Genomic DNA, 3,518 nt, shown 5'->3' on the forward strand with positions numbered 1-3,518 from the left:
AAAGCCATTATCCCGAAATTATTGTTATCCCGAAGTACCTCTCTAACTGGACCAATTAATGTACTATATTTATAAAAATACGGGATAACATTTCGAGTTACTTAAGCCCGCACAATTTTAGTATTAGTTCTTCATTATCATCCCAGATTCCCTTTTCATTTAATATATCAGCTGTCTTTGAAACCTTCTCCAGAGCCTTCTTCATCATTGAAACATCTGCAAATGCATATCGATCAGTTGTGTTAATATTCGAATGCCCTAGAAAATCTTTAATATAAGAAAGGGGAATACCCGCCTGATATAGATGCATAGCTTTTGTATGTCTAAAAAGATGAGGGTAAACCCTGTCGGGAATTTCCGGAAACTTTTCTTTTGCAGACTTTGCGTATTTTTTCAAGAAGGCCGCAACATTGTCTTCTGACATTCGACTATGCTGTCCATGTATTACTGTGAAAAATAGATATTTCTCTGTGTCCCAAGATTTCTGTGGATGAAAATGACTTAGGTATTTATTAAGATGTCTAATCGTCTTTTCTTGAAGGGGAACTGCGCGCGTCTTTTGCCCCTTACCTGTCAGATATACGAATGGAACTTCGCTCTGAAGACTTATATCTTTAATTCGTAAGTTTAAAAGTTCTTGTATACGTGCACCTGTATCATACAAAAATATCATTAGAAATTGATTACGAATCCCACGCATATTGCCGGTATCTGGCTGAGTAAGCAATACATTGAGAGCCTTTTCAGACAAATAATTAACAGGAGTTTTTATTGTCTTTTTTGCCGGTATTTTTTTCAACTCCATATATGGTGCAATTAAAGCGGGGTTTTCCATTGCCGCATATTTATAGAATGCTTTCATTACAGTTAGCCTGTAGTTCCGTGTAGTCACACTGCAACCCCTCACTTCTTCAACCCAGTCCAAATACTCAGATATAACATTTTTATTCAGAAGGGAAAAAGTAATCTCAGTAAAACGAATATGTTTTTCTTTTTCCAAAAAAAGTCTGAGAAGGTTTATGGTTTCTGCATATGCCTTTATAGTATTAGTGCTATAGGCTTTCTGCCTCGGTAGATAGATTGTTAAGTAATCTCGGACGACTTTGAAGAATTTATCATCTAGCGCCTTCATTTATCTACCTCCGGTATTACGTTGTTAGTCAATATTACTGATCTTTCAATGAGTTCTGGGTAAAAGTCCGGAACTAAGTGAAGATAATAGTCCGTTTTTGCAAAGGAAGAATGTCCCATATACATACTTAGAAAGGGAAGGAGTGCATTTAGATCTCGACTTTCCTTTACCCATAAATTCATCCTTTTTACACAGAAAGAATGTCTCATGTCGTATAGACGCGGCTTATTTCCACTTACATTTTTTATCCCAGTCTTATTCCAAAGTTTTCGAAATAAGTCACTGATGTAACCTGCTGTATACGGAATGCCTTTATCATTTGGAAAAAACCATTCCCGACATGGCCATATAACACCAACTTTGTCGTTATATTTTTGACATAACTCAAGAACATCATAGGCTATTACAACCACACGATCTTTGTTACCCTTAGCCTGTCGGATAATAAGCTTCCCAGTATCTATATCTACATCTCCTGCCCTTAAATTTACTGCCTCGGAAGGTCGAAGTCCACTGCAATAGAGGAGCCGGAAAATCATGGGCAAGACCAAAGAGCGCGCGGGATTGCTTTTTCTGAACTCAATACCATCTACGGCATAAAAGAATGCACTTAGTTCCTGGCTAGTAAAAATATGCGGAATATAACGTATGATTTTCCGGGTATAGTCTTTGGGAATGACATACGCTTCTGTACCCGTTTGATTCATATATAAAGCAAGTTGACGTATATAATGAATACGTTGTTGTAGGTTATTGATGTGTTCACCCGGTCTCAAGTTTACCCATTTTAATACAATGTCCTTGGAAATAAATGTACTCTCCGGAAACTCACTAATACAGAATTTATCAAATACGTATAGCCAATATTTACCCATCTTGTAATCAAAGCCGAGGGCTTGTTTCAGTTCTAAAAAGTCCTCTATATATTTCTGATGCTTGCTATTGTAGCTATATGGATTCATGCTAAAGCCCCCTGGGTTATTTTAATGCCTTCCAAGGTTAAGCTACAGTTCCGAAGCTGTTCCAAATCAGTAGATAAGTATTCCCTAGTTGACTCCTTGTTGGAATGCCCCAGTATTGAGGAAATAATTGTTAATGGTGTTTCGTTCTCTAATAATCTACTGGCAAGTGAATGCCTCAAAGAATGAGCACAGTTCCGACTGTGGCGAAGACCAGCTTTTTCTATATACTTTTTTACGATTTCAGAGCAGCTATATGGATCTTGAAATCCAATGTAAGGAGAATAACATCGTAAAAAAACGTGAGTGTCATTAGATGCAGGGCGCCCATGAAGAAGGTAGTCCACTATTGCATTTCCGACTTCAGGAAGCAAAGGTATAATTAAGGCAATCTGTGTTTTTTTCTGTATGATTGTGATTGTATTCCTTCTCCAGTCAATATCATCAATTACTAAATTGACAATATCCACGCTTCTCAATCCTGTACGCATAATCAAAAGGATTAACGCATAGTCTCTTTTCCCAACTAGTGTACTGCGACTTATGGAATTTAATAGTACACTTTCTTCTTCTATTGTAAAAGGTTGATATACAATGGTTTTTACAGCAGCTTTCTGAGGCAGAGCAATGGCCATATCCCAACCACAGTAATTATATTCTTTTACAAAGCGGAAAAATGATCGGAGTGCCGTAAGCACTACTGACATACTTCCAAGTTTGTACCATTGCGATATATACGGTATAAAACCACTTACATCTTCACGAGATACTTTATCTAGAGAAATACACTTCCCTTTATTGGTGGTGTAAACCATGAATAGTTTTGAAATACGTAAATAATTCTTCTTAGTGTTATAACCAAATCCTTTTTTATCCAAAAAGTAGTTGTAGGTATTAATAATACCTGAAATATCATTACAATCTTGTTTAGTATCTGCATTAAGGTTTGGTAACCTTCTCCATTCAATAGCACCGTGCTTATAACACTGAAGAAGTTTATCTGTAGCACGTCGTATTCTGTAATACTTTGTCTTAGAAATTCTCTTCTGACTGTAGTCATACTTTGCGTTTTCCATATATCCGTCCAAGATTACCTCGAAATGGGCGTCATTCCCATAGTTAGAAAAATAACCTTCAATAGTACGGAATTCAATTTCATAACGTTTGAGAACGCTCTCTTTGTATTCGAATGTTTTCAGTGCTAACCTAGTACGCTTGAACAAATCAGATAACAATACGGTATTCATACTTTATCACCTTCCATAATTGTTGTTGGGTATCCCCACCATTTCATTATGGAAATTATTTCAATTGTTATTCATTAGTCAAGAGAATTATCTTATTCCGAATTTTTATGAACAAAGCATGATATCTGTTCTACTAAAATCAAAACATCGGTATAACAAGAATTTCAGGATAATGGCTTT

3 protein-coding genes are annotated in these 3,518 nt (G+C 36.3%); all 3 read right to left on the minus strand.

Going from position 1 to position 3,518, the window contains the following annotated elements; genetic code table 11:
• Positions 1 to 97: 97 nt before the first annotated feature.
• From H2672_RS18945 to H2672_RS18955, 3 genes are read right to left on the minus strand one after another with little or no spacing between them, the layout of a single operon-like run.
• The gene (locus tag H2672_RS18945; protein WP_186673945.1) at positions 98 to 1,132 is read right to left on the minus strand and encodes a tyrosine-type recombinase/integrase; all 1,035 of its coding nucleotides are present in this window, start codon (positions 1,130 to 1,132) and stop codon (positions 98 to 100) included.
• The gene (locus tag H2672_RS18950; RefSeq protein ID WP_186673946.1) at positions 1,129 to 2,094 is read right to left on the minus strand and encodes a tyrosine-type recombinase/integrase; all 966 of its coding nucleotides are present in this window, start codon (positions 2,092 to 2,094) and stop codon (positions 1,129 to 1,131) included. Before H2672_RS18950 ends, H2672_RS18945 begins: the two co-directional genes overlap by 4 nt.
• On the minus strand, positions 2,091 to 3,338 hold the full coding sequence (locus H2672_RS18955) for a site-specific integrase (protein ID WP_186673947.1): 1,248 nt from the start codon (positions 3,336 to 3,338) through the stop codon (positions 2,091 to 2,093). Before H2672_RS18955 ends, H2672_RS18950 begins: the two co-directional genes overlap by 4 nt.
• Between the last annotated feature and the right edge of the window lie 180 nt (positions 3,339 to 3,518).

The organism is Sporosarcina sp. BP05 (genome assembly GCF_014282005.1).
Taxonomy (GTDB): domain Bacteria; phylum Bacillota; class Bacilli; order Bacillales_A; family Planococcaceae; genus Sporosarcina.

What these genes read in the sequence shown, in the direction of transcription:
- H2672_RS18950 (WP_186673946.1), bottom strand. Translation starts at nt 2,094, where the DNA reads ATGAATCCATATAGCTACAATAGCAAGCATCAGAAATATATAGAGGAC.
- H2672_RS18945 (WP_186673945.1), bottom strand. Translation starts at nt 1,132, where the DNA reads ATGAAGGCGCTAGATGATAAATTCTTCAAAGTCGTCCGAGATTACTTA.
- H2672_RS18955 (WP_186673947.1), bottom strand. Translation starts at nt 3,338, where the DNA reads ATGAATACCGTATTGTTATCTGATTTGTTCAAGCGTACTAGGTTAGCA.